This window comes from Corynebacterium pacaense (assembly GCF_900169525.1).
In the GTDB taxonomy this organism is placed as follows: domain Bacteria; phylum Actinomycetota; class Actinomycetes; order Mycobacteriales; family Mycobacteriaceae; genus Corynebacterium; species Corynebacterium pacaense.
The window spans coordinates 475164-498209 of record NZ_LT821239.1 but is presented as its reverse complement, the minus strand read 5'-3'; the positions used below and the strand labels follow the sequence as shown (position 1 = coordinate 498209).

At 64.8% G+C, this 23046-nt stretch carries 25 protein-coding genes and 1 pseudogene; 16 read left to right on the top strand and 10 right to left on the bottom strand.

All coding sequences use genetic code 11. From position 1 onward, the window contains the following. Positions 1-171 precede the first annotated feature (171 nt). From B7E02_RS02445 to B7E02_RS02420, 6 genes and pseudogenes are all read left to right on the top strand, one after another. Positions 172-1485: pseudogene (locus B7E02_RS02445) on the top strand (ISL3 family transposase). A gap of 124 nt (positions 1486-1609) precedes the next feature. Next, positions 1610-2053 (top strand): DUF1016 N-terminal domain-containing protein, encoded by a 444-nt coding sequence (locus B7E02_RS02440; RefSeq protein WP_080792708.1) that lies wholly within the window; start codon positions 1610-1612, stop codon positions 2051-2053. Continuing rightward, positions 2016-2378: a transposase gene (locus B7E02_RS14895; RefSeq protein ID WP_080792705.1), complete on the top strand. Its 363-nt coding sequence runs from the start codon at positions 2016-2018 to the stop codon at positions 2376-2378. Before B7E02_RS02440 ends, B7E02_RS14895 begins: the two co-directional genes overlap by 38 nt. Before the next feature lie 185 nt (positions 2379-2563). Further along, positions 2564-3097 (top strand): DDE-type integrase/transposase/recombinase, encoded by a 534-nt coding sequence (locus B7E02_RS14890; protein ID WP_080792702.1) that lies wholly within the window; start codon positions 2564-2566, stop codon positions 3095-3097. Continuing rightward, positions 3018-4412, top strand: coding sequence for an IS30 family transposase (locus B7E02_RS02425; RefSeq protein WP_218672372.1), 1395 nt, complete (start codon positions 3018-3020; stop codon positions 4410-4412). The genes B7E02_RS14890 and B7E02_RS02425 overlap by 80 nt, the downstream gene beginning before the upstream one ends. Positions 4413-4490: 78 nt before the next feature. Beyond that, a complete protein-coding gene (locus B7E02_RS02420) occupies positions 4491-4691 on the top strand; it encodes an integrase core domain-containing protein (RefSeq protein WP_143336610.1) in 201 nt (66 codons plus the stop codon). A gap of 640 nt (positions 4692-5331) precedes the next feature. Here the strand turns inward: B7E02_RS02420 and B7E02_RS02410 are convergent. After that, positions 5332-5712 carry a hypothetical protein gene (locus B7E02_RS02410; RefSeq protein ID WP_080792697.1) on the bottom strand — a complete coding sequence of 127 codons (381 nt, stop codon included), beginning with the start codon at positions 5710-5712 and terminating at the stop codon, positions 5332-5334. Positions 5713-5789: 77 nt separating this feature from the next. Continuing rightward, a complete protein-coding gene (locus B7E02_RS02405; protein ID WP_080792695.1) occupies positions 5790-6572 on the bottom strand; it encodes a TSUP family transporter in 783 nt (260 codons plus the stop codon). A 109-nt stretch (positions 6573-6681) separates the two neighbouring features. On the opposite strand from B7E02_RS02405, the gene B7E02_RS02400 reads away from it, so the two are divergent. Both B7E02_RS02400 and B7E02_RS02395 read left to right on the top strand, forming a co-directional pair. Beyond that, on the top strand, positions 6682-7155 hold the full coding sequence (locus B7E02_RS02400; RefSeq protein ID WP_080792693.1) for a hypothetical protein: 474 nt from the start codon (positions 6682-6684) through the stop codon (positions 7153-7155). 25 nt (positions 7156-7180) lie between these two features. Continuing rightward, complete coding sequence (locus tag B7E02_RS02395; protein ID WP_080792691.1) at positions 7181-8263, top strand: AbrB family transcriptional regulator; 1083 nt, start codon at positions 7181-7183, stop codon at positions 8261-8263. A 26-nt stretch (positions 8264-8289) separates the two neighbouring features. Here the strand turns inward: B7E02_RS02395 and B7E02_RS02390 are convergent, their stop codons facing one another. Continuing rightward, positions 8290-9954, bottom strand: a complete 1665-nt coding sequence (locus B7E02_RS02390; protein ID WP_080792688.1) for a DUF885 domain-containing protein — start codon at positions 9952-9954, stop codon at positions 8290-8292. A 105-nt stretch (positions 9955-10059) separates the two neighbouring features. Then, positions 10060-10626: an LOG family protein gene (locus B7E02_RS02385; RefSeq protein ID WP_080792686.1), complete on the bottom strand. Its 567-nt coding sequence runs from the start codon at positions 10624-10626 to the stop codon at positions 10060-10062. Positions 10627-10753: 127 nt separating this feature from the next. Between B7E02_RS02385 and panD the strand changes: the two genes are divergently transcribed. After that, complete coding sequence (panD, locus tag B7E02_RS02380) at positions 10754-11170, top strand: aspartate 1-decarboxylase (protein ID WP_080792683.1); 417 nt, start codon at positions 10754-10756, stop codon at positions 11168-11170. Between the two features lie 46 nt (positions 11171-11216). On the opposite strand, the gene B7E02_RS02375 is transcribed toward panD, so the two are convergent. Next, entirely contained in the window at positions 11217-11972 is a 756-nt protein-coding gene (locus B7E02_RS02375) for a sulfite exporter TauE/SafE family protein (RefSeq protein WP_143336609.1), read from the bottom strand. Between the two features lie 200 nt (positions 11973-12172). On the opposite strand from B7E02_RS02375, the gene B7E02_RS02370 reads away from it, so the two are divergent. Further along, positions 12173-13459 carry an MFS transporter gene (locus tag B7E02_RS02370; protein WP_080794377.1) on the top strand — a complete coding sequence of 429 codons (1287 nt, stop codon included), beginning with the start codon at positions 12173-12175 and terminating at the stop codon, positions 13457-13459. A gap of 67 nt (positions 13460-13526) precedes the next feature. Beyond that, positions 13527-14672, top strand: coding sequence for an ROK family transcriptional regulator (locus B7E02_RS02365; protein WP_080792680.1), 1146 nt, complete (start codon positions 13527-13529; stop codon positions 14670-14672). On the opposite strand, the gene B7E02_RS02360 is transcribed toward B7E02_RS02365, so the two are convergent. The 3 genes from B7E02_RS02360 to B7E02_RS02350 all read right to left on the bottom strand — a co-directional run bounded on the left by B7E02_RS02360 (position 14669) and on the right by B7E02_RS02350 (position 16541). Then, positions 14669-15223 (bottom strand): gamma carbonic anhydrase family protein, encoded by a 555-nt coding sequence (locus B7E02_RS02360; RefSeq protein ID WP_080792678.1) that lies wholly within the window; start codon positions 15221-15223, stop codon positions 14669-14671. The two genes, B7E02_RS02365 and B7E02_RS02360, sit on opposite strands and share 4 nt — an antisense overlap. After that, entirely contained in the window at positions 15220-15867 is a 648-nt protein-coding gene (locus tag B7E02_RS02355; RefSeq protein WP_080792675.1) for an HAD family hydrolase, read from the bottom strand. Before B7E02_RS02355 ends, B7E02_RS02360 begins: the two co-directional genes overlap by 4 nt. Before the next feature lie 92 nt (positions 15868-15959). Further along, complete coding sequence (locus B7E02_RS02350; protein WP_080792673.1) at positions 15960-16541, bottom strand: nitroreductase family protein; 582 nt, start codon at positions 16539-16541, stop codon at positions 15960-15962. 138 nt (positions 16542-16679) lie between these two features. Here B7E02_RS02350 and B7E02_RS02345 point away from each other — a divergent pair, with 138 nt between their 5' ends. Continuing rightward, the gene (locus tag B7E02_RS02345; protein ID WP_080792671.1) at positions 16680-17246 is read left to right on the top strand and encodes a DNA-3-methyladenine glycosylase; all 567 of its coding nucleotides are present in this window, start codon (positions 16680-16682) and stop codon (positions 17244-17246) included. Positions 17247-17261: 15 nt separating this feature from the next. Here B7E02_RS02345 and B7E02_RS02340 read toward each other — a convergent pair whose 3' ends face one another. Next, complete coding sequence (locus B7E02_RS02340; protein WP_080792669.1) at positions 17262-18257, bottom strand: alpha/beta fold hydrolase; 996 nt, start codon at positions 18255-18257, stop codon at positions 17262-17264. Between the two features lie 66 nt (positions 18258-18323). On the opposite strand from B7E02_RS02340, the gene B7E02_RS02335 reads away from it, so the two are divergent. From B7E02_RS02335 to B7E02_RS02320, 4 genes are all read left to right on the top strand, one after another. Next, the gene (locus B7E02_RS02335) at positions 18324-18908 is read left to right on the top strand and encodes a TetR/AcrR family transcriptional regulator (RefSeq protein ID WP_080792666.1); all 585 of its coding nucleotides are present in this window, start codon (positions 18324-18326) and stop codon (positions 18906-18908) included. Between the two features lie 42 nt (positions 18909-18950). Further along, complete coding sequence (panB, locus tag B7E02_RS02330) at positions 18951-19763, top strand: 3-methyl-2-oxobutanoate hydroxymethyltransferase (RefSeq protein WP_080792664.1); 813 nt, start codon at positions 18951-18953, stop codon at positions 19761-19763. Beyond that, positions 19760-20626 (top strand): pantoate--beta-alanine ligase, encoded by an 867-nt coding sequence (panC, locus tag B7E02_RS02325; RefSeq protein WP_080792661.1) that lies wholly within the window; start codon positions 19760-19762, stop codon positions 20624-20626. Before panB ends, panC begins: the two co-directional genes overlap by 4 nt. A gap of 106 nt (positions 20627-20732) precedes the next feature. Beyond that, positions 20733-22067, top strand: a complete 1335-nt coding sequence (locus B7E02_RS02320; protein WP_080792658.1) for a dicarboxylate/amino acid:cation symporter — start codon at positions 20733-20735, stop codon at positions 22065-22067. Here the strand turns inward: B7E02_RS02320 and B7E02_RS02315 are convergent. Then, positions 22057-22593 carry a hypothetical protein gene (locus B7E02_RS02315; protein WP_080792653.1) on the bottom strand — a complete coding sequence of 179 codons (537 nt, stop codon included), beginning with the start codon at positions 22591-22593 and terminating at the stop codon, positions 22057-22059. The two genes, B7E02_RS02320 and B7E02_RS02315, sit on opposite strands and share 11 nt — an antisense overlap. Between the last annotated feature and the right edge of the window lie 453 nt (positions 22594-23046).

Below are 23046 nucleotides of genomic sequence, written 5' to 3'. Positions count from 1 at the left end.
GTGGGGCGACGAAGCTTAGATCATGTCCGGCAGCGAGATCAAGGGCTCTTCGCGTTTCGGAGTGCGTAGCTGACCACGAGGTGGGGTTCGGGGTGGCACAACATAGAGGGGCCCTGGCCGGTACAAGATGAGAGTTACCACACCATCATCTGACCGAACCAGGACCCTACTGTGCAGCCTAGTGGCAACCTCGTCGCCGACACCATCTGCCGCACCGCGGAAATCGGCCTGACGATCACCGGTGCCGCCGACGCCGGAAACATCACCATCATCGACGCCACCCCCGTGACCGTGAACAACCTCTGCCCGGACTGCGGACAGTCCGGGAAGCTGCGCGACCACACTCCCCGCCGGCTCGTCGACCTGCCGGTCGTCGGGTTCCCCACCCGCCTGCACGTCCGCGTCCCCCGTTTCACCTGCAGCAATCTGTCCTGTGCCAGGAAGATTTTCCAGGCTTCACTCAACTGCGCTGATGACGGGGCCAAGATCACCCACCGGGTCACCCGCTAGATTCTCCAGCGCCTGGCGATCGACCGGATGAGCGTGTCCGCCACCGCCAAAGCACTCGGCGTGGGCTGGGAACTGGTCAACCAGGTCGCACTCGATGCCTGCCGGAGCCTCGTCTACGACGACCCCGGACATCTGGACGGCGTGCGCATCCTCGGCGTCGATGAGCACGTCTGGAAGCACACCCGACGACCGACTGAGCCGTCGAATCTGGTGACCATCCTTGTCGACCTCACCCCGCTGGTGGATGGCCGTGGGCATGCCCGCCTGCTGGACATCCGTCCCGGTCGTAGCGCGCAGGTGCTGCGCACGTGGCTGCAGGAACGCGACCCTGATTTCCGGGAAAACGTGCAGGTGGTGACGATGGACGGGTTCACCGGCTATGCCTCAGCCGTGGACCAGGTGCTCCCGGATGCCCGCAAGGTGATGGACCCGTTCCATGTGGTGCATCTGGCTGCCGACAAGCTCACCGGGTGCCGGCAACGCCTCCAACGTGAGACGACCGGGCGGCGTGGGCGCAAGGATGATCCGTTGTACAAGTACCGGAGGACCCTGTTGACCAGGACGAACTATCTCACCGACCGGCAGAAACAACGACTCGACATGTTGTGGGCCACCGACGATGACTACGTCGCCCTGGAAGTGACGTGGTTGTTCTACCAGGATCTGATCGCAGCCTACGGGCATCCGAAGAAGTCGGAGGGCAAGAAGCTGATGAGCAGGGTGATCAACAGCATCCGCAAGGGGCTACCCGCAGGGCTGGAGGAACTCGCCCAACTGGGGCGGACCCTGTGGCGCCGACGCGAAGACGTGCTCGCCTATTTCGACATCGGCGCGTCCAACGGCCCGGTCGAAGCGATCAATGGTCGGCTGGAGCACCTGCGCGGGATCGCACTCGGGTTCAGGAACATCAACCACTACATATTGCGGTGCCTGATCCACTCCGGACAGCTGCAGGGAAAGATCAACGCACTCTAAATCGTGAAGAGCCAGATCAAGCCCCGAGTGACAGCTCACCCGCATGTCACTCTGGCGCTGACCTGACTCCGTTTCGGGCTATCGCGGAGCTGTCAGTGCCTATGATGGTGAGCTCCTTGAACAGGTGTCGACCCTGATCGAGCAGGGACAGGCACTCATGGCCTCACAGGTGAACACCACTTTGACGCTGCGGAACTGGTACATCGGGCGGATGATCGACGTCAAGGTACTCAAGAAACAACGCGCTGGTTACGATCAGGAGATTGTGGCGGCGCTGTCGCGACAATTTGCCAAGAAATACGGTCGTAGCTTCAGCAGGGCGAGCCTGTACCACATGCTCCAGTTCGCTCAGCTCTTCGCCGACGCGCAGATTGTCGCAACGCTCTCGCAACAATTGAGCCGGAGTCACTTCCACATGTTGTTGCCGGTGCAGACTGCAGAAGCCCGTGCCTACTACATCGGACTTGACCCCTCGGTGGTGGACACGCTGAAACCAGCATCACATTGGAGAAGTGAGGTACCTTTCCACCATGCCACGCAAGACCGACACCGAGCAGTTCAAGCGTGACGCAGTCTCATTCTCCGAGTCAAACCCCGCAGCCACGATCAACGCTATCGCCTCCGATCTCGGGGTCAACCGCAACTCCCTGCGCACCTGGCTCGACGCCTTCGGCACCGGCACCACAACCAACGCCAACGGCGAGAAAGTCGCCAGCCCCACCGCCGCGGCCAACAGCCAACGCACGCCCGCTGAAGGGCTCTTTGATGCCGAGCGCATCCGCATGCTCGAACGCGAGAACGCCACGCTCCGGGAAGAACGAGAGATCCTGCGCACGGCGGCCAAGTTTTTCGCGGCAAGCAGACGAACGGGTGAACCGCTTTCAGTTCATTGATGACCACCGAGGCCTCTACGAGGTCAAGCGGTTATGTAAGGTCTTGAAGATCAACCGGTCCTCGTACAACTCATGGAAAATCTGCTGCTCCCCGGCGCCGGCGACGCCTTATCGACGACGCGGTGCTGACAGCGAGGATCAGGGCCGTGTTCACGGCCGAGAACGGCTGTTAGGGGGCGAAACGCGTGCCTGCGGCGATCAACTCCAATCCAACCAACGACGGCCGTCTCAATCACAAGCGCACCGCGAGGCTGATGCGCCAGATGAGGCTGTTCGGCTACACCAAAAAACGCCGGGTGACGACCACTGTCCCTGCGAAACGGACTCCGAGGTTCTCCGACCTGCTGCGGCGCCGGTTCACTTTGGTGAAACCAAACAGGGTCTACGTTAACGACATCACGTATCTGCCGATCGCGGAGGTGTCGAATATGTACCTGGCCACGGTCATTGACTACTATTCGCGGCAGTTGACCGGATTCGCAATCGCCGAGCACATGCACACGGAGTTGGTCGAAGAAGCCCTCACGATGGCCCACGGGATCCGAGGCAGCCTTGACGTGGCGATTTTCCATTCCGACCACGGTAGCGTCGGCGGATTCAACTGGTCGTCGCAACACCTCGATGACATGGAGGTGTGTGATGCTACGTCGTCAGGCGGATGCGGATCGAGCGGTGCGACAACCGATGCGCTCTCCGGGGCGCCCGCCCCCGCGACGTGAGGTCGAGCGGGCATTCTGGGTACAGATCGCTGATGGGCTTACGAGCGAGGATGCCGCGGTTGCTGTTGGTGTGTCAGCACCGGTGGGTACGCGGTGGTTTCGCCATGCTGGAGGTATGCCTCCACTAGATCTTGCTCCAGCTGCTGGCCGTTATCTCTGCTTTGCTGAGCGTGAAGAGATCGCGCTGTTACACGTTCAAAATGTCGGCGTCCGTGAGATCGCCCGACGACTCGGACGCGATCCCGGGACAGTCTCCCGGGAACTGCGGCGAAACGCCGCGACCCGTGCCGGGGAAGTGGAGTACCGGGCTTCCGTTGCGCAGTGGAAGGCCGAGTCTGCGGCCAAGCGGCCCAAACAAGCGAAACTGGTGACCAACACCGCGCTGCGTGACTATGTGCAACAGCGCCTTGAGGGCAGCGTCAGTCTGCCGGACGGGACGGTAGCTCAGGGGCCCGATGCACCGCGTTGGAAGGGACGAAACAAGCCACACCGAGAGGACCGTCAATGGGTCACGGGTTGGAGCCCGGAACAAATCTCGCACCGGCTGAAAGTTGATTTCCCTGATGATGGTGCCATGCGGATCAGCCACGAAGCGATTTACCAGTCACTGTTCATCCAGGGGCGCGGCGCACTCAAGCGCGAGCTCGTCACGTGTCTACGCACTGGTCGAGCGCTGCGGAAACCACGACGGCGTTCACGGAACAAGCCACAAGGCCATGTCACAGACGATGTCGTCATCTCCGAGCGTCCCGCCGAAGCGGCGGACCGCGCGGTGCCTGGACATTGGGAGGGGGATCTGATCATCGGCACACACCAGTCCGCGATCGGCACGCTCGTCGAGCGCAAGAGCCGCTCTGTGCTGCTGGTGCACCTGCCACGACTTGCAGGCTACGGGCAGCAGCCGCGAGTGAAAAACGGGCCGGCCTTGGCCGGCCACGGCGCGACCGCGATGGCTGATGCGCTCACCCGAGCAATCACGGATCTACCGCAGCAACTGCGTAAGACGTTGACCTGGGATCGAGGCAAGGAGTTGGCAGAGCATGCCAGATTCGCGTTCGAGACCGGCACCACGGTGTTTTTCGCTGATCCGCACTCGCCTTGGCAGCGGCCCACGAACGAAAACACCAATGGGCTGCTGCGACAGTACTTCCCCAAGGGCACCGACCTGTCGAGATGGGGTGCTGACGATCTCGCCGCGGTCGCGTACACGTTAAATAACCGGCCGAGGAAAGTGCTCAACTGGAAAACCCCAGCCGAGGTATTCACAGAGCAGCTACCATCGGCCCAAGAACCTGGTGTTGCGACCACCGATTGAATCCGCCGTCTATGCCTTGGAGCACTACCGGAGACTGTGTGAACGGCTCGGTGCAACCCAATCGATGGGAGCAACTCGTTGGCGGAGTCGTTCAACACCACACTGAAGCGGGAAGTCCTGAAGGACGAGTCCGTTTCCCAAAGCCAGCTGCCATGTCGCCACGACGTGTTCCGGTGGTGCACGCGCTACAACTCCAGGCGCTCGCACTCATGGTGCGGACACCGCTCGCCGAACACCTTCGAAGCCGCAGGATCAGCTACACCTACTATCGCATCCTGATTAAATCCCAGTGTCCACCATCCGGGGTTCAGGCCCGTCCTGATCGGATCGATAAAATAGGACCCAGTTGCCATCGTGGGTTCCCTTTCAAGGAGATGTGGGTTGATTCTAAAGGTTACTGCGGTGGTCGTCCATGGCATTCGTGGGGCCATATCCGGCGTTTACAGATAAACCACACAAAAGGACGCAACCGCACGCAGAGCGCTGCTCAACTCGAGTTTTGGCTAAATCGTTGAGTACTGTGCGCAACTTCGCATTACATCATGCCCGGATGTTCAACCGCGCCCACGGCCTCGGACCCAAGCTGAATAATGACCAGCGGTTAGTGCCGATGGTTGGAGAAATGAAATGAGCTTTCGGCCAACTCAGGCTGATCCAGTACCTGCACCGTCAACTCGACCTATCTCCGGCAGAGCGTCCACTGTCTCTGCTGGATACCTACCCCGACAACGACGTTGTGCCCTCCACCTGGACGGGAACCCCTAAACGCCGGGCGGGTCTTGCCCTCTGGACATGCTGGTCCTTGCGGTAACGGTGAAACCGGAGCCCGTAGGTTCGCCGTAGACGTGCATATCGAAGGTGCACGATCGCACCACAAGTATCTGATGTACCGCGATCGGTTCGTGGCACCAACGGACCCCTACGCCGCGCGCCCCATCTGGATCACCGATTCGGCAGAGAGCACCATCGCGCCACCGGAGGGATTGTGCGAGTGGTCATGCTCGGCGCAGCCGGCCTCGCAGAAGAGAAAGCCCTCCGGCAGCTCCGCCACCATTTCGCCGGCCGCGACGGCCAGCGCGGGCAGATGCTGGGCCGGGGCGACGATATGGAGCCTTGTTGCACCGAGGAGGCGGGATGTCGCCGCGGCACCTCCGATGAGCGAGGGGAAGCTGTCGGGATTCGTTGAGTCCTCGACCACCACCGTGACCGTGCTCTCCGTGATGACCTCGGGATGTCCCGGAAGACTGAGGGGCTCTTCCTGCGGCGTACCGGATTGCGTGTCCAGCTGTGTACTCGTCATGCCGACCAGTCTAGGAAGATTGTCTGGGATCAACCAGGATTGAGGCTGCCAGTCCACTGCTGAATAGACTAAGAAGTCTAGGCTGACCCAAGCTGTTGCCAGGTGAGGTAGAGGCTCATCACGACAACCAGTGTGAGCAGCGCATACCTGATGAGCCTGGTCCCGCCGCCGAGCACGGTCCTGGCGCCGATCTGCGCGCCGAGGACGTTTGCGACACCTAGCACGATACCCAGGGTCCACCACATGTGACCTCCGAGAATGAATACAATAAGCGCCCCGAGATTTGTTGCGGTGTTCACGACCTTCGCCATGGCCGCCGAGGTGAGGAAGTTCTGCGAGAGTACCGCGGTGAAGGCCATGATCAGGAACATGCCGGTGCCGGGGCCGAAGATGCCGTCATAGCCCGCGATCACCGCCACCGCGCCTATGGAAGCCCACCGGCGCCAGCCCGCCGGAAGCTCGGCGCTGCTCCCGGTACCGAAACCCGGTTTGAACACCACGAACACTCCGACCAGGAGCATGAGGACGATGATCAGTGGCCGCATGACATCCTTATCTATGGCACTGGCAACCAGTGCTCCCAGTCCGGAACAGGTCAGCGCCACCGGCACGTAGAGCGCCAGCAGCTTCGCGGGTGGCCGCACCGTGCGGACCAGCGTGAAGGCCGCGGATGCGGTGCCCGTTACGGCGGCGAGCTTGTTCGAGGCCAGCGCGGTGACCGGTGCCAGCTGCGGAATCACCGCCATGATCAGCGGGATCAGCACCAGTCCCCCACCGCCGATGACCGCGTCGATCCACCCGGCGATGGCGGCTCCGGCGATCAGGACCGCCCAACCGCCGGCAGCCAGTTCAACACCCATTCATATGCCTTTCATCAAGATAGGGTCACCAAAGTATAAACCCGGCGATTATATCCTGCGCTGGGAATACACTGAAGTCCCACGGGCCATCCACGAAAGGGAATCCATCATGAAACTCCTTCGAAGCATAGCCGCCGTCCTGCTCACCCCCGTCCTCCTGGGCTCCGCGGTGTCCACGGCATTGGCCGCCCCCGTCGTCCCCGCGGTGGATCAGCACCCCGCGCCGAGCTACCGGATGACCATGACACCCCGGCAGTCGCTGCTGTGTACCTTCACCAGCGTGACCATCACCTGTCATCCCGATTTCCCGGTGACCTGGAAGGACGCGACGGGAAGGCAGGCGAACACGGTGGTCATCTCGCTTGCCGATGCCCACATCACCGGAATCGGCACCGACGTGCAATGGCCCACGGCCCCGGTGGCGCAGCCACGGCCGGTGAATGGATCCACCCGCCTCGAGGGCCTCGATGTCACCGTCAAACCCGGCCACGTCTCGATCGGGGATGCCGGTGGCACCGTCGCACTTATAACCCCCGACTCATACGATGTGCTGGAGCTGACTGCTAGTGTGAGTGCCACATGACGCAGTAGTTGGGAGGCCGGAACGAGTGGGCAGGCACGTATCCGCGGTCGCGCTTCGATGGGCGATCGTCATACCCGCCTCACTCGGCCTCGGCTGGTTGTTCACCCTGTGGCACCTTCCCGCCTCGTGGATCCTGGCGGCGATCGTCGTCGCCGGTGCCTGTGCGCTGATCACCGGTGAGGATCTACCCCTGAACAAGGGTGTCAACGTCTTCGGTCGCAGCATGATCGCCATTCTCGCCGCCCTGCCGCTTCTCGACGCCCCCGTGGCCCAGCTCCTCAGGTACCTCCTGCCCGGCCTGCTGGTTTCCCTGATCACGGTGGGCATCGGCGTGGCGGGCGGGATCATGTTGTCGCGCTCGCAGAAGGCGATCAGCCCGGAGACCGGCGTGCTGTCCATGCTCGCGGGTGGCGCGTCGGTGATGACGGTGCTCGCCCAGCAGCTCGGCGCCGACTACCGCTATGTCACCCTCTCCCAGTACCTGCGCCTGCTCGTCGTCTCCATCTCGCTACCCCTGGTCACGCACCTGTTCGTGCCGGGCACCGGAGGTGCCGGGCGGGTGCGGCCGGAGGGCCTGGAGGTGTTCGGGCTGGGTGAGGTGGAGGCGTCGATAGGCATCGTGGTGATTCTGGGCATCGTGGTGGTAGGCGAACCCCTGGGCCGGCTGCTCCGGCTGCCCGCCCCGGCTGTGCTGGGGCCACTGCTGTGCACCGTGGTGGTGGGTGCCCTGTTCCCGGTTGATCTCGAACCGCCGACACCCTTTGTCATCATCGCCTTCCTGTCCATCGGCTGGATGTGCGGCGGGGCGCTGAACATGCCTGCGCTGCGGGTGTTCTCCCGGCAGCTACCGGCCACCTTCGCCTTCATCTTCGTGCTTCTGGGGCTGTGCGCGGCGACGGCGGCGGTGCTGAGCCGGTGGCTGGGCATCTCCTATTTCGAGGCCTATCTCGCCACCAGTCCCGGCGCGCTGGAAACGGTCCTGGCGCTGAGCTCGGAGGGTGCGGCGGGTCCGGTGGTGGTGACCATCCAGATCATCCGCCTGTTGTCCATCCTCGCCATCGCGGGCTGGCTGCCGGGTATTCTCCGCCTCATTCTGCCGCGGCGGTAGCTGCGGGATCAGCGGGGTGGGGGCGTTCAGTCCAGCAGCTGGTCGCGCAGGATGGCCATGGGAATGCTGCCGTAGCTCAGCGCCCTGGAGTGGAATTCCGCAAGATCCATGCCCTGGGAGACCGCGTCATCGCGGAGATCCTTCCATAAGCGCTGACCGATGGCGTAGGAGGCGGCCTGGCCGGGCCAGCCGAGGTAGCGGGTGAGCTCGAAGGTGAGGTTGGCCTCCGCCATGAAGGTATTCTCCCGCAGGAAACTACGGGCGTAGGAGGCGTCCCACGGTCCGGTACCCTCGGGATTCTTCTTGCCAAGATGCAGCCCGATGTCAATGGCCACCCGGGCGGCCCGGAGCCGCTGGGCGTCGAGGTAGCCCATGCGGGTTCCCGGGTCCTCGTGATAGCCGAGTTCCTTCATCAGGGTCTCCGCGTACAGGGCCCACCCCTCGCCGTGTCCGGAGTTCCAGCAGACGGCCCGGCGCCAGAGGTTGAGCTCCTCGGTGTTCGTCATCGTCTGACCGATCTGAAGGTGGTGGCCGGGCACCCCCTCGTGGAACACCGTGGTCAGTTCCTGCCAGGTGTGGAAGATCTCCTGGGATTTCGGGACGGACCACCACATGCGCCCCGGGCGGGAGAAGTCGTCGGAGGGCGGGGTGTAGAAGATTCCGCCGGTTCCGGCGGGATCGATTCTGCACTCGATGGTGCGCACGGGTTCCGGGATGGTGAAGTAGGTGCCAGCGAGGTCGCTGACGGCCCTGTCAGCGGTGGTCTGCATCCACTCAACCAGCGCATCCCTGCCGTGGATGATGTAGCGCTCATCGGCGTTGAGCTTCTTCATGGATTCGCGCACCGTGGTTCCCGCTCCGTAGAGCTGGACGGCGAGCTCCTGCTGTTCGGCGTCGATGGCCCTGAGCTGATCGAGTGACCACAGATAGGCCTCGTCGAGATCGACGAACTCACCGACGAAGAGGTGGGAGAACTGCTCATAACGCTCACGCCCGACCGCATCCTCGTGCGGAGCGTGCGGGGCAAGTTGCTCACCGAGCCAGCCGGCGACGCGCTGGAAGGCACTCTGCGCCTCGAGCACCACCGGATCATTTTCCTCGAGACCGAGGTTCTCCAGCACCGATCCCGTGTCCCCCAGGTCCTCGCACTGCGAGATGACCTCATCGACCTGACGTGCCGCGGCGACGCGTCCCTGGCTGGCCGCCAGGGCGAGGGATTCGCAGTATCCGTGCAGGGCGTCCGGTACGCGGGAGAGCCGCTCCCTGATGTTCTCCCGTTCCTCGTCGGATTCACCTGGCATCATCAGGAAGGTATCGCGGATGGTCTGCACCGGGGAGTCGATGTTGTTGAGCATTCGCAACGTCTCGCCCTGGTGGTGCAGGGAGAGATCGAGGCAGACGCGGTCACGGAGCGCCTCGGCGGTGACCCTGTCGACGTCGTCGAAATCCTCATCATCATCGTTGTCGTCGGTGCCGTCGTCGAAGGCGTCAACATCCGCGACCATGTCACGGTTGCGCTCGGCGAGCGCATTCCAGTAATCGGGCGAGAAGTCCTGCAACTCGCCCTCGTAGCCCGGGATGCCCCAGTCGGTGGCGGAGGTCGGCGAGAGCGCCGCCAGGTCGTGGACGAACACTTCACACGAGGCGTCGAGAAGAGATGGAGATCGTTGTACAGAACTCTCAGGAGTCATAGGTCGCTATCGTAGCCATTCCCCATGCCGATACACCACCTGAGTAGGACCTTGTTGTCATTTCGCAACCATCTAAGCGTGCCGGGGTGCCCCCGGGAGCCGACCTCACTCCCATTTCCTGCCCGGACTCACCCAGTTCTCCAACCCGTCGAGCAGTGCGCCGCCCGACTGCGCGACGACGAAGGCGTCGACGTACTTCTGCGGATAGAAGCCCTCCGCGACCAGGTGGCGGAGCATCTCCAGCAGTGGTGTCCAGAAACCGTCGACGTTATAAAAGCCCACCGGACCGGGCTCCGGACCCAGTTGCTGCCGGGTGGCCACCTGGAAGAACTCCTCGAGGGTGCCGATTCCGCCCGGCAGCACGATGAAGGCGTCGCTGAGTTCTTCCATAAGCGCCTTGCGCTGCGCCATCGACGCCACCACCTCGAGCCGGCTCAGGTGCGGGTGCGCCATCTCGCGGTCGACCAGCGCACGGGGGATCACCCCCGTGACCTCGCCGCCGATGTCCAGGCAGGCGTCGGCAAGCTCGCCCATCAGCCCGACGTTGCCGCCACCGTAGACAAGTTCGATACCGCGGTGCGCGAGCTCCTGCCCGAGCTCGCGGGCCGCAGCGGCGTAGCCGGGCCTGGTACCGGGGACGGAGCCGCAGTAGACGGCAACTCTGGAGATCATGGTTTCCACTCTAATGAGCGGCCCGCAACCCCGAGGCACGGCGTTCGGCCTTTGACCCAGGGGCAGCGGAGGCTCTACTGTCTAGACTCAATTAACGTTTCAGTGCAGGAAAGGACCGCCCGCCATCATGCTGCGCACCATCCTCGGAAGCAAGATCCACCGCGCCACCGTCACCCAGGCCGATCTCAACTACGTCGGTTCCATCACCATCGACGGCGATCTGGTTCGGGCCGCGGGGCTTATGGAAGGCGAGAAGGTCTCGGTGGTCGACATCACCAACGGGGCACGTCTGGAGACCTACATCATCACCGGTGCCACGGGCACCGGGTCGATCTGCATCAACGGGGCGGCGGCCCACCTTGTCAATCCCGGCGACCTGGTGATCATCATGTCCTACCTGCAGGCGACGTCGGAGGAGGCGGCCGTGCACGTTCCACGGATCGTGCACGTGGACGCCGGGAACCGGATCGTGGCGCTGGGCAGTGATCCGGCGGAGCCGGTTCCGGGTTCGACGCAGATGATCTCCTCACGTACGCCGAACTAGCGTGTCGACGCCCGCGCCCGCGGTGGTTGCGTCGACAGGCGGGGTTTTAAAACCCCGTGACGCCGCGGACGAGCACCACGGCCGCGCCCGCGGCCGCCAGCAGCGTGGCGATCCGTCTGGCCATCGGCGTGGAAATGCGCGCGTTGATGCGCTCGCCGAACCAGGCACCGACGAAGATCATCGCCACCGCGGCGACCCACAGCCAGGCCGGGGTGCCACCGAAGTCCAGGCCACCGATGAGGAAGACCTTGAGCAGGAAGGACACGGAGTTGGCCACGACCAGGATTGGATGCAGGGTGGCCACGAAGTCGCGGTAGTCCCACCTGGCCAGACGGGCGTAGACGGTCAGCGCGGGGCCGGCGATGCCCGCGATGGTGGACATGAAGCCGCCGGCGATACCGAAGAGGATCATCGGCACCCTCGCGTGCTCGTCGATTCGGAATTTCTCCGTCGGGAAAAGCGAGATCCCCAGTGCCAGGAGAACCAGCAGGCCGACGGCGATCAGCAGCCACGGTCCGTTCAGGGTGTGGACCACCCACACCGCGGGCAGCGAGCCGATGACCAGGGCGCCCGCGAGGATGCGGAAGCGTTTCCAGTCCGTTCTCCTGCGCACGGACCAGGCGTTGTTCACGGCGTTGATCACCGAGAGTCCGTTGACCATGGTCACACCGGCGAGGGGGCCGAGCAGCGCGGTGAGCACGGGACCCGCGACCAGACCGACGCCGAGTCCGGTGATGCGTTGGAGAATGGCGCCGACAAAGACGGAGGCGAGAAGGACCAGTGCAATGGTAATCACAATCAATCAGGATAGGCTCGGGGCACGGCGTCGGCACAACCAACCCCGGAGGGGGTCCATCCCGGGTTATGCGGTGCGGGGCGCTATCACGGCACCGCGTGCAGGCGACAGGGTTTCATCCGGCACGGAAGTCCCGGGCCCGGGAGCGCGACCAAATGGCGGAGGATCCACTGCGGATCCACGGTGCTGGGCTAATGTCTATGCGCGTGAGCCTGAGAGATATCTTCGCCGACACCCGCCCGTTCCGGGTCCCGGCCTTCCGAAACCTGTGGCTGGGCAATGTCGCCACCGTCATCGGCGCCCAACTGACCGTGGTCGCCGTCCCCGTGCAGATCTACCAGATGACAGGATCCAGTGCCTATGTGGGGCTGACCGGTGTCTTCGGGCTGGTGCCCCTGGTGATCTTCGGCCTCTATGGAGGCTCGATCGCCGATGCCTTTGACAAGCGGATCGTGCTGATCTGCACCACCATCGGGATGATCGCCACCACGGCGGGTTTCTGGGTTCTCACCCTCATGCAGAATCAGAACGTCTGGCTGCTGCTGCTCAACTTCGCGCTGCAGCAGGCCTTCTTCGCGGTCAACCAGCCCACGCGGACATCGGTGCTGCGGCGGCTTCTGCCCATCGACCAACTGGCCTCGGCGACCTCATTGAACATGATGCTCATGCAGACCGGCGCCATCGTCGGCCCGTTGATCGCCGGCGCGCTGATTCCCCTGATCGGTTTCGGCTGGCTGTACTTCCTGGATGTCATCTCCATCGTGCCCACACTGTGGGCGGTGTGGGCGCTGCCCTCGATGAAACCCCTCGGCGAGGTGGTGAAGGCCGGTTTCGCCAGCGTGGTGGACGGGCTGCGCTACCTCGGGGGGCAGCCCGTTCTGATGATGGTGATGCTTCTGGATCTGATCGCCATGGTCTTCGGCATGCCACGGGCGCTCTACCCCGAGATTGCCGATCATGACTTCGGAGGTGGCGACGCCGGGGCGACAATGCTGGCCTTCCTCTACTCCTCCATGGCACTGGGCGCCGTACTCGGCGGGCTGTTCTCCGGGTGGGTCTCCAGGGTCCGTCGGCAGGGGGTGGCTGTGTACTGGTGCATCATCGCATGGGGTGTCGCCGTGGCGCTGGGTGGCGTGGCCGTGCTGCTCAGTCCGGGCGCCGTGACGGTGTGGGCGTGGATGTTCATCCTCATGATGATCATCGGCGGCATGGCGGACATGTTCTCCTCGGCGGTGCGCAACGCGATTCTGCAGCAGTCGGCCGCGGAGCATGTCCAGGGCCGCATCCAGGGCGTCTGGATCATCGTGGTCGTCGGCGGGCCCCGGCTGGCCGATGTGCTCCACGGCTGGCTCGCCGAGCCCTGGGGGGCGGGATGGACGATCCTTGCCGGCGGTGTCGCGGTGGTGGTTCTGACCCTGGTGTGCATGGTGGCGGTTCCGAAATTCTGGCGCTACCGCAGGCCCGCCCCGACTGTTGGATCCGGTGAACCCTGACACCTTTATAGACTATGCAGTCTACCAGATTAGACAGTGTTGTCTACAAGACGCTATAATTTCATTCATGCCCAATCCGGCCAACTCCACCGCAACCTTCGCCCGCCCGAGCACCCCGGCGGCGAAGTGCATGCACCATATCCGCCTCGGCCAGCAGCTCATACGCAACGAGCTGGTCGAGGCGACCGGTCTGTCACAACCCACGGTCACCCGCGCCGTGACGGCACTGATGAAGGCCGAGCTGGTCCGTGAACGCCCGGACCTCATGCAGTCATCGGGCCCCGGACGGCCGAACATCCCGCTGGAACTGGCGCCGAGCCCCTGGATCCACGCCGGAGTGGCCATCGGCACACGGTCCTCCTATATCGCGCTCTTTGACACCAAGGGACGGACCCTGCGCGAATCCGTGCTGGAGAAATCCTCCATAGACCTGGACCCCGACACCTTCATCGAGCACCTGATCGCCGGCGTCAACCGGCTGACCACGGGCATCACGCTGCCGCTGGTGGGGATCGGAGTGGCCACCTCGGGCCGCGTGACCGCCGACGGAGTGGTCACCGCGCACAACCTCGGCTGGGACGCGGTGGATATCGCGAGCAGACTGAAATACCAGTTCAGCGTCCCCGCGACCATCGCCTCGGCGATCCCCGCCATCGCGGCCTCCGAGCTGCAGGCCGCACCCCTCACCCGCCCGGGCGACACCGCCCCGGTCACGCTGACCTTCTACGCCGACGACTCCGTCGGCGCCGCCTACAGCGATGACGAGGGCGTCCATGTCATCGGCGCCCTGGAGGCCAGCGGCGACTCCACCCTGGACACCGGCGGCATGGCACCCGAGGACGCACTGAGCACCCAGGGATTCCTCAACCGCGTCTCCGACCAGGGAATCTTCTCCGACTCCCTGGACGAGCTCGTCAAACTCGCCGCGGACAATCCCAGGATCAGGGAGCTTCTCGACGACCGCGCCCGCCTCCTCGCACGGTCCGCCGCGACCGCGGCACAGTCGGTCAACCCCGGCACCGTGGTGCTCTCCGGCTCGGCATTCTCCGAGGACCCCGACGGCCGCCAGGTCTTCGCCGCCGAACTGAAGGAGAACTACACCCACGATGTCGAACTGCGCCTGATCCCCACCCACCGCGAGAACACGCGGGCGGCGGCCCGGTCCGTGGCGCTCGACCGGCTGCTCAACGAACCGTTGTCATTGGCGCTCTAGGAGTAACGGACACTCTCCAGCGACAACGCCTGCCCGGGCGCGGCCTGGGCCTTCGACGTGGCCACATAGCGTCCGGCGTGTGGGATGAAGGATGCGGACTGGGCGTCGTCAAGTGTTCTTTTGACCTTGGCGGGAACACCTGCGGCCAGTGACTTAGGCGGGATCTCCTGACCCTCGAGCACGATGGCGCCGGCCGCGATGAGGGATCCGGGGCCGATGACGCTGTGCGAGAGCAATGCCACCTTCATCCCGACCAGCGTCCCCGGTCCCACCGTGGAGCCGTGGACCAGCGCGAGATGCCCGACGGTGACATCCTCACCGAGCGTGCAGGGCGCGTCACCATCGACATGGATGACGCAGTTGTCCTGGATGTTGGTGCGGGCACCGATTCGGATGGCGTTGACATCGCCGCGCAGGACACTTCCATAGAACACCGAGGCGTCGGGGCCGATCTCCACATCGCCGATGATGGTGGCGGTCGGGGCTATCCAGGCGGACTCATGGATGCGCGGCAGCCGACCGTTGAAGGGCAGGATCAGCGGGCCGGTCACAGCAGTCCTTCCATAAGCGGATCTGCGAGCAGGGAATCGATGCCCCGGAAGTGGATCGCCTGCAGCCCCTCTTCGCGGGCCGCTGCGACATTGCGCTCGGTATCGTCGATGAATATGACGCGTTCAGCGGGAACACCCAGGGATTCCAGCGCTGCGTGGAAGGCCTCCGGCTCCGGTTTCGCCGCCCCGATCTCGTAGGAGAAGGTCACCGAGTCCACCTTGTCCAGCCAGGTGGAATGGGCGTTCCGGAGATCCCTGGCCAGTCCTTCGGGGATATTGGAGAGGATTCCCACCCTGTAGCCGCGGGCCCTGAGATCGAGGACGAGGTCAACGACATCCCGGTTCTCCTCCTCGACCACTCCGCGGTAGTCCACCTCGATGGCTTCCGCGGGGTCGAGGAACTCCAGCCCCGCACGCAGGCGGATCTGGTTCCAGTAGTTGGTCTCACTGACCCGACCCGCATCCAATGCGGGCCGAAGCTCGGCGTAGACCTCCATAAGCCGCTGCGACCGACCCGGTTCCCCCAGCTCACGGTCGATGCGCTCGAGATGCGCCCGACCCTGGGTCCGGATGAGCACGCCGAAGACATCGAAAAGGAATGCCGGGGCCGCCCGGTCCGGTGGGGTTATGGAGGGTTCCGGCATCGTGGAAAGCCTTTCAATGTGGGGCCGATTCGGGGTTTGTCACCCTCAACCCTATTGCTTTCCCACCGATCGCGGGGATGTGTTGGGTGGAATCAGTAGTGGTTGTTCACACGACGATCAAGGCTGCGGCCCGGATGCGCGGGCTTTTCCGCGGGGAAACCCGCTGCGATCACCAGGGCGATGGCGCGGTCCTCGCGTCCGCCGAGCCCAATGGCCTCCTTGACCTTCTCCTCGTCCCAGCCGGTGGTCGGGCTGGTGGCCAGGCCCTCGCCCTGCGCCGCGATGAGCACGAACGCCGCGAGGAGGGTGGCGTCCTTGATGGTGGCCTCGCGGGCCTTCTCCACGCTCCTGGTGATCAGGAATCCACCGATATGCTGGGCGCGCTCGGGCCCGATCAGGTCCGCCAGGTCCTGCGGTTCATTCTCAACGCGGGCGACGGTGACGAAGACGACCGGTGCATCAAGGAACTGATGCTGTCCGGACGCCTCGAAGAGCTTCTGCTTGACATCCTGGTCGGTGACCACGACCAGATCCCGCTGCTGCGCATTGAAGGCGCTCGGTGCCTCGAGTGCGAGTGAGACTACGCGGTCAAGAAGCTCCGGGCTGGGAACTTCATCGGTGTACTTGCGGGTGGCGCGACGGGAGCTGATTGCTTCTGCTACGGACAGGGTCATGATTCTCCTGAGTTCGGGGGTGTGTTCTTCCTCCATAGACAATAAGTTGCCATGTCAACTGAATGCAAGATTTAGTGGCGGGTTTCATTCCCCCGGGCCGCGGCAGCATACTCCCCGGAACGACCTACACTCGCGGCCATGCCCATTGATTTTCTCCAGGCCGCCGACACCGTCGCCCCGCAGCTGCTCGGCTGTGTGCTCACCCATGCGGGAGTCTCCATTCGGCTGACCGAGGTGGAGGCCTATCTGGGGGCAGGGGACGAGGCGGCGCACACCTTCCGCGGGCAGACGCCCCGGAACGCGGCGATGTTCGGCCCCGGCGGCCACATGTACGTCTACCTCTCCTATGGAATCCATCGCGCAGGCAACATTGTCTGTGGCCCCGCCGGCACGGGCCAGGGCGTTCTGCTGCGCGCGGGTGAGGTCGTCGCCGGGGAGGAGCTGGCTTCTCGACGCCGCGGCCCGGTGCCCCCGCACCGCCTCGCCCAGGGCCCCGGCAATTTGGGCCGCGCCCTGGACCTGCAGATTTCCGATAACCATGCGGAGCTCGGCGGCGATGACTTCCAGCTGGTCGAACCCGGGAACATGCCGGAATGGGTGCGCGGGCCGCGAGTTGGGATCTCGAGGAATGTGGAGGCGAAGCTCCGCTTCTGGATCCCCGGCGATGTCACCGTCTCACGCAGGAAAGGGCGGCCCGCCCCGTAGCCGTGCTGGACACGATCACGGTGGGTCACCGTCGTCCCAGAACATGCTCAACTGTGGGCCGAGCTCCTCCTTCTCATCCATGGGCAGGCTGTGGGTCGCATCCGGCCACAAGTGCACCTGTGCAGAGGGCAGCAGTTCCCGGATCCGCGCCGCGGCCGCCTCACCGCCCGCCAGGGAGGAGGTCCCGGCGATGTCCACCCGCAGCGGCACCGTCATCCCGCGCCACTGTTCATCACTCAAGGTGGCCGGCATCGGTACCGCCGCGGCGTATCCGGAGGCCGCCGCATCGATCATCTCCGACATGGGGGTGCGCTTTTGGACCTCCTCCACCGTGGTCCCACCAATTTCGGCGAGTGCCCGGTCCTTCCAGGACTGGGGCGCTGGAAGCTGGGAGATGGTGGCCCAGAAATAGGTGGACAGCGACAGACCCCTGATGACCATCACGGGTTCGAGGAGGGTCAGTGAGGCGGTCCTCTCCGGATGCCTTTCCGCGAACACCGTCGCGGTGGCGCCACCGAAGCTGTGCCCGACCACATGGGCGCGGTCCACCCCGAGCCCACCGAGGAGCGGGTCCACCCACTGCGCCTGCTCCTCGAAGGAGGTGAGTGCCAGGCGCTGGGCTGAGAAGCCCGCATCACCGATCGGATCGGCAGCGATAATGGTGCGCTCGCCGATCCACCCCTCGAGATTCTCCACCCACATCGGAGCCCCCGAACTGCGGCCCGGCAGCAGCAGCACGGGGGTCCGGTCATTGTCCGCCTCCCACACCAGCGCGTGAACGCTGCCGTGCTCGGTTTCCACCCATCGGCGTTGCGGAGTCGGTACCCCGTCAAGGAGGGAGAAATAGGCGCGCCCATACCGCTGCATCGTTTCCCGTGAGCTCCAGGAGCCCACGCCCGGAGCGGATGGGATCAGGCTCCACACTCCGACCACCGCCAGCAGTGCACCCAGGGCCACGGACATGTACGCGAGAACGCGCCACCCGCGGCGGCCCCTTTGCGGCACGTCCATTACTATCCCCTTTCGCGATACGGCTGTATTTTTATCTCAATACAACTGTATCGTAGAATCGGAGGCATGACCACCCCCAAGCGAAAAACTGAGATTTCCCGTTCAGAGATCATCCACGCCGTCTGGCAGGTCATGTACACGCGCGGAGTGGGAGCGGTCAGCTTCAGATCCGTCGCCACCGAGGCGGGCGTCTCCGCGGGCAGGGTCCAGTACCACTTCCCCACCAAGGAGGCGCTGATCCACGGCAGTTTCCAGGATCTGATCCTCCGGGCCGCCCAGCGGCACGCGCAGCTGACCGAGGACTCCACGGTGGAGGCCGAACTGCGCAACATCCTCGCCCAGCCCCTCGCCGAGAGCCCCGCCGCCAGACGCGGTGTGGCGGTGTACTACTCCTACCTCGCCCTGGCGGTCACCGATCCCGAGATCAGCAGAATACTCACCGAGTCACGCCGTGGAGCCCGACGCGAGATCCAGGAACTGCTCACCCGCCTCGGCGCGAATCCGGCCGCGGCGCTCCAGCTGCAGGCCCTCAGCGAGGGACTGACCCTCGGGGTATTCCAGGGCGATATCTCCGCTGATCAGGCGCACCGGACCCTTAGCGCCGCGCTGCGGGAGGCCGGGGCACAGCGGCCGCCCCTCCCCCTATCGTGAGCAAAAGTTCTCCGGGGTGCGGTGAAACTCTATACTCAGGCCATGTCCGGAATCGACGCACAACGGGTCCGTACCCGCCATTTCGCCCAGGCCAAGGCCGCGGGCCGCAAAATATCCGTCCTGACCAGCTATGATGCCCTGACCGCAGGCATCTTCGACGAGGCGGGGATCGATATGCTCCTGGTCGGGGATTCGGCGGCGAATGTCGTCCTCGGTCGCGATACCACCCTGTCCGCAACCGTCGATGAGATGATCATCCTGGCCAGGGCCGTCACACTCGCCGCCAGGCGCGCACTCGTGGTCGTCGATCTGCCCTTCGGCAGTTACGAGGTCAGCGAGGAGCAGGCGGTGACCACCGCGGTGCGGATCATGAAGGAGACCGGGGCATCGGCGGTCAAGATCGAGGGTGGGGCCGAGATCGCCCCGACCCTGCGGCGCATCGTCGATGCGGGGATCCCCGTGTGCGCCCACATCGGTTTCACCCCTCAGTCCGAACATGCCCTCGGCGGTCATGTCATCCAGGGTCGTGGCGCGGGCGCCGGCAAGGTGCTCGCCGACGCAGAGGCGGTGCAGGAGGCCGGGGCCTTCGCGGTGGTGCTCGAGATGGTGCCCGCCGAGGTCGCCGCACAGGTGACACGGTCCGTGGAGATCGCAACCATCGGAATCGGCGCGGGCAGCGCCACCGACGGCCAGGTCCTGGTCTGGCAGGATGCCTTCGGCCTCAACCGCGGACGCAGGGCCCGCTTCGTCCGCGAGTACGCCGATCTCGGCGAAACGCTGCTCGCAGCCGCCCGCGCCTACGACGCGGACGTGGCATCCGGCGAGTTCCCGGGCGAGGCGGAGTCCTACCGATGAAGGTTCTTCGCACCAGAAACGAACTTGTCGACGCCCTGGGAGCACCCCACGGGACCACCGGCCTTGTTCCGACCATGGGGGCACTGCACCAGGGGCACCTCGCCCTGGTCGCCGCGGCGCGCGCGGACAATGACCTCGTGGTCGGCACCATCTTCGTCAACCCCCTGCAGTTTGAGAACCAGGGCGACTGCGAGGACTACCGCCGCTACCCGCGTCAGCTTCCCGCCGACCTCGACCTGCTGGAGGGGGCGGGCGTCGATATCGTTTTCGCCCCCTCCGTCGAGGAGATGTATCCCACCGGCGCCCCGATCGTCCGGGTCCACACCTCCTCGATGGGCGGGAGGCTGGAGGGCGCCAGCCGGCCCGGCCACTTCGACGGGGTGGCCACCGTGGTGAGCAAACTCTTCAATCTGATCGGACCCACCCGCGCATATTTCGGGCAGAAGGACGCCCAGCAGGTCGCGGTGATCCGCCGCCTTGTCGCCGATCTGGATTTCCCTGTCGAGGTTCGCGCGGTGCCGATCATCCGCGCCGCCGACGGACTCGCCGAATCCAGCCGCAACCAGCGACTGTCCACCGAGGACCGGGCACACGCCCTCGCCCTGCCGCAGGCGTTGACGGTGCTGCGCGACCGGGCCGCCGACGGCCGGGACCTGGAGGTGGAGTCGGTGCGCGAGACCCTGCGCTCCGCACCCGGGGTCCGGCTGGACCATCTTCAGGTCGTCGATCCCGCCACCCTCGAACCGGTGACCACCGGCGTCATCTCGCGGCCCGCCCTGGCGGTGGCCGCGATCCACGTGGGTGCCGTTAGGCTGATCGACAACGTCGAGCTGGTGCCCGGGGTGGGCGTCGACAAGCGGTGAGGGGCGATTCGTTAGATTAGTCACACCATGGACTTTTCCGAAGGCCCACAACGCTGGGGTTGAGGAACGCCACACCTTGTCAACCCAAGAAAAGGAGCCACCACCAATGGCCAAAACAGGCAAACTCGGCCTACCCGGCTGGATGACGGGCTTCGGCGCCCAGGTGATCGCCGGCCTGCTCATCGGCCTCGTCCTGGGCTTCATCGCCCGCGGACTCGGTGAATCGAACTGGCTCGGCGGGCTGCTCTCCGGAGTCGGCTCCGCCTACGTCTCGCTGTTGAAGGTTATGGTCCCGCCGCTGGTCTTCGCTGCCGTGGTCACCAGCGTGGCCAAACTCCGCCAGGTGGCAAACGCAGCCAGGCTCGCGGTGTCCACACTCGTATGGTTCGCCATCACCGCCTTTTTCTCCGTACTCGCGGGCATCGCCGTGGGCGTGATCATGCAGCCGGGCGTCGGAACCTCCATAGACGCCGCGACCGCCGCTGAGCCGTCCCGGACCGGCAGCTGGCTCGCCTTCATCCAATCGATCGTGCCGAGCAACATCCTCGGCCTCTCCGCGTCCTACAGCGACAGCAGCGGAGCGGTGACCATGTCCTTCAACGTGTTGCAGATCCTGGTCATCTCGATCGCCATCGGGGTCGCCGCACTCAGGGCGGGCAGGGCCGCCGAGCCGTTCCTTGCCTTCACCGAATCCTTCCTCAGCATCATCCAGACCGTGCTGTGGTGGATCATCAGACTGGCACCCGTCGGCACCGCGGCGCTGATCGGCAACGCCGTGGCCTCCTACGGCTGGTCCGCGCTGGGGTCGCTGGGCAAGTTCGTCATCGCCATCTACGTGGGTCTGCTCATCGTCATCGCCGTGATCTATCCCCTGGTGCTCAGGTTCAACGGCCTGCCCGTGCTCGGATTCTTCCGCCGCGTGTGGCCGGTGACCAGCCTCGGTTTTGTCACCCGCTCCTCCATGGGGGTCATGCCCGTCACCCAGCGGGTCAGCGAGCAATCCCTCGGCGTACCGAGCTCCTACGCCTCCTTCGCCGTGCCACTGGGCGCGACGACCAAGATGGACGGCTGCGCATCCATATACCCGGCCATCGCGGCGATCTTCGTAGCCCAGTTCTACGGTATTGATCTCAGCCTGATGGACTACGTGCTCATCGTCATAGTCTCCGTCCTCGGGTCGGCGGCAACCGCGGGCACCACCGGCGCCACCGTCATGCTCACCCTGACCCTGTCCACCCTCGGACTGCCCCTGGCCGGCGTCGGCCTGCTACTGGCGATCGAGCCGATAATCGACATGGGACGCACCGCTGTCAACGTCACCGGTCAGGCCCTGGTCACCGCCGTGGTGGCCAAACGCGAGGGGATCCTGAACCAGGAGATCTGGGACGCAGCGGAGAACGATGGTGTGAACCTCGGCGCCCGCGCCGGGGTCAATGCCTGAGGCCGACCCAGGCGGGGCCTCCACGAACCACCCATAGTGTTCGGCCCGCGGGGGCGATCCCGCCCACAAGTTCCCGGTACACCGCCACTATGGAGGCGACCCCCTCACCGTTTCCATAGTTGTGCCTGTCGACGCGTCTGAGGTGATGACCGGCATTGAGCAGCGCCCTCGCCCTCCGCATCTCCGCCAGCGCGGCCGCTTCCGGTTCCACCCCGAAGTTCCCCCGGGTCTTTGTAACGCCGTCATACTCCACGGCCAGTCTGGCCTCGGGAAAATAGAAATCGGCGCGACCGACGAACCTGCCCCTCCCGTCGAAGAGGTCGACCTGCTGGTAGGGGGATGGCAGACCGGCGCGCCGCAGCTTCACCTTCAGCGATGATTCCCGCGGGCTCTCGGACCAGGGCGTCGCCAGCTCCGCCGCGGAACGAATCTTCTCCACACCCGTGGTTCCGCGCATGGCCCCGACACCTTCCATAAGCGAATCCAGACCGAAATGCCCGCAGCGCAATCCTTCGTCGAGTGCCATCACTGCCTCCTCCATGCTGCACAATCGCGCGAGATCCAACCCCGTCTGGAGGGGGGGTCGTGCCCCACACAGCGCCGAAGGGTGTGATGTATCGGCGCACATGCGGGTGCACGCATACCGGAAGCTGGGTGATCTTCACCCCCTCCCTCTTCGTCCACGTACCGGGAACTCCGAGGTGGGGTAGGTACGCGGTGCGCGGATACTCGCTGGGCAACTGGTGAAGCAGCTGGGCGGACTCGGCTTTGGCGACGGCCCTGTTGCAGGCACCCACCGAGGCCACGGTCTGCAGCAGGCGTCGTTCATCGGTTGTGAGCTTGGCCCACTCGTCGACAGGCACCCATGCACCGCGCGCCAGCCTGCGAAACTCGCCCACCTTCGCCGCCCGCGACATCGCCGCGCGTTCCTTCTGGGACATACCCGCCGTGCGAATCAGCGGCCCCCCGACCGTATCCA

Coding starts and splice junctions, on each gene's coding strand:
- B7E02_RS14895 (WP_080792705.1), top strand. CDS start 2,016: ATGCCACGCAAGACCGACACCGAGCAGTTCAAGCGTGACGCAGTCTCA.
- B7E02_RS02425 (WP_218672372.1), top strand. CDS start 3,018: ATGCTACGTCGTCAGGCGGATGCGGATCGAGCGGTGCGACAACCGATG.
- B7E02_RS02410 (WP_080792697.1), bottom strand. CDS start 5,712: ATGACGAGTACACAGCTGGACACGCAATCCGGTACGCCGCAGGAAGAG.
- B7E02_RS02405 (WP_080792695.1), bottom strand. CDS start 6,572: ATGGGTGTTGAACTGGCTGCCGGCGGTTGGGCGGTCCTGATCGCCGGA.
- B7E02_RS02400 (WP_080792693.1), top strand. CDS start 6,682: ATGAAACTCCTTCGAAGCATAGCCGCCGTCCTGCTCACCCCCGTCCTC.
- B7E02_RS02390 (WP_080792688.1), bottom strand. CDS start 9,954: ATGACTCCTGAGAGTTCTGTACAACGATCTCCATCTCTTCTCGACGCC.
- B7E02_RS02385 (WP_080792686.1), bottom strand. CDS start 10,626: ATGATCTCCAGAGTTGCCGTCTACTGCGGCTCCGTCCCCGGTACCAGG.
- panD (WP_080792683.1), top strand. CDS start 10,754: ATGCTGCGCACCATCCTCGGAAGCAAGATCCACCGCGCCACCGTCACC.
- B7E02_RS02365 (WP_080792680.1), top strand. CDS start 13,527: ATGCCCAATCCGGCCAACTCCACCGCAACCTTCGCCCGCCCGAGCACC.
- B7E02_RS02355 (WP_080792675.1), bottom strand. CDS start 15,867: ATGCCGGAACCCTCCATAACCCCACCGGACCGGGCGGCCCCGGCATTC.
- B7E02_RS02350 (WP_080792673.1), bottom strand. CDS start 16,541: ATGACCCTGTCCGTAGCAGAAGCAATCAGCTCCCGTCGCGCCACCCGC.
- B7E02_RS02345 (WP_080792671.1), top strand. CDS start 16,680: ATGCCCATTGATTTTCTCCAGGCCGCCGACACCGTCGCCCCGCAGCTG.
- B7E02_RS02340 (WP_080792669.1), bottom strand. CDS start 18,257: ATGGACGTGCCGCAAAGGGGCCGCCGCGGGTGGCGCGTTCTCGCGTAC.
- B7E02_RS02335 (WP_080792666.1), top strand. CDS start 18,324: ATGACCACCCCCAAGCGAAAAACTGAGATTTCCCGTTCAGAGATCATC.
- panB (WP_080792664.1), top strand. CDS start 18,951: ATGTCCGGAATCGACGCACAACGGGTCCGTACCCGCCATTTCGCCCAG.
- panC (WP_080792661.1), top strand. CDS start 19,760: ATGAAGGTTCTTCGCACCAGAAACGAACTTGTCGACGCCCTGGGAGCA.
- B7E02_RS02320 (WP_080792658.1), top strand. CDS start 20,733: ATGGCCAAAACAGGCAAACTCGGCCTACCCGGCTGGATGACGGGCTTC.
- B7E02_RS02315 (WP_080792653.1), bottom strand. CDS start 22,593: ATGGCACTCGACGAAGGATTGCGCTGCGGGCATTTCGGTCTGGATTCG.